1 protein-coding gene is annotated in these 1,416 nt (G+C 48.7%); it reads right to left on the bottom strand.

The window, feature by feature from the left end:
* Positions 1-1,416, bottom strand: a 1,416-nt coding sequence (locus tag WBG21_RS11205) for a beta strand repeat-containing protein (protein ID WP_340077920.1), incomplete at both ends; no start/stop codon positions are given.

The following is a 1,416-nucleotide window of genomic DNA, read 5'->3' as shown; positions in this document are numbered from 1 at the left end:
TTGCAGCATCCATGGCTACCCCGGCAGGCACCTGCACAGTGACTTCCCCATCTGCTGTAGGGTCAATGGTGGCGGTATAGGACGCCCCTGACCCGCTAAAGGCTGTTATGGAGCCATTGGTTACAGTAATATCGCTTTGAACAAACCCAGTAACGCCCTCACTAAAGGTAATGGTAATGTCAAAAGATCCATTTACAGGCCCGGCAGGCCCATCAATGGTTACTGAGGGAGCTGTTCCATCATTAGTAACACTGTAGGTGTTGGAAGCCAGATTGTCATTGTTTGCAGCATCCATGGCTACCCCGGCAGGCACCTGCACAGTGACTTCCCCATCTGCTGTAGGGTCAATGGTGGCGGTATAGGACGCCCCTGACCCGCTAAAGGCTGTTATGGAGCCATTGGTTACAGTAATATCGCTTTGAACAAACCCAGTAACGCCCTCACTAAAGGTAATGGTAACATCAAAACTACCATTTACAGGCCCGGCGGGTCCATCAATGGTTACTGAGGGAGCTGTTCCATCATTGATAATACTATAGATATTGGAAGCCAGATTGTCATTGTTTGCAGCATCCATGGCTACCCCGGCAGGCACCTGCACAGTGACTTCCCCATCTGCTGTAGGGTCAATGGTGGCGGTATAGGACGCCCCTGACCCGCTAAAGGCTGTTATTGTCCCGTTTGTTATGGTAATATCACTTTGAACAAACCCAGTAACGTCCTCACTAAAGGTAATGGTAACATCAAAACTACCATTTACAGGCCCGGCGGGTCCATCAATGGTCACTGAGGGAGCTGTTCCATCATTAGTAACACTGTAGGTATTGGAAGCCAGATTGTCATTGCTTGCAGCATCTATGGCTACCCCGGCAGGTACTTGTACGGTCACTTCCCCATCCGTTGTAGGGTCAATGGTAGCGGTATAGGATGCCCCTGATCCGCTAAAGGCTGTTATTGTCCCGTTTGTTATGGTAATATCACTTTGAACAAACCCAGTAACGCCCTCACTAAAGGTAATGGTAATGTCAAAAGATCCATTTACAGGCCCGGCAGGCCCATCAATGGTCACGGTGGTGGCTGTTCCATCATTGATAATACTATAGATATTGGAAGCCAGATTGTCATTGCTTGCAGCATCTAAGGCTACCCCGGCAGGTACTTGTACGGTCACTTCCCCATCTGTTGTAGGGTTGATGGTAGCGGTATAGGATGCCTCTGATCCGCTAAAGGCCGTTATTGTCCCGTTTGTTATGGTAATATCGTTTTGAACAAACCCGGTAACGTCCTCACTAAAGGTAATGGTAACATCAAAACTACCATTTACAGGCCCGGCGGGTCCATCAATGGTCACTGAGGGAGCTGTTCCATCATTAGTAACACTGTAGGTATTGGAAGCCAGATTGTCATTGCTTGCAG

Origin of the sequence: Leptobacterium meishanense (assembly GCF_037645805.1) — a bacterium.
Classification (GTDB): Bacteria; Bacteroidota; Bacteroidia; order Flavobacteriales; family Flavobacteriaceae; genus Leptobacterium_A; species Leptobacterium_A meishanense.
This window is presented reverse-complemented; position numbering and strand designations above follow the sequence as displayed.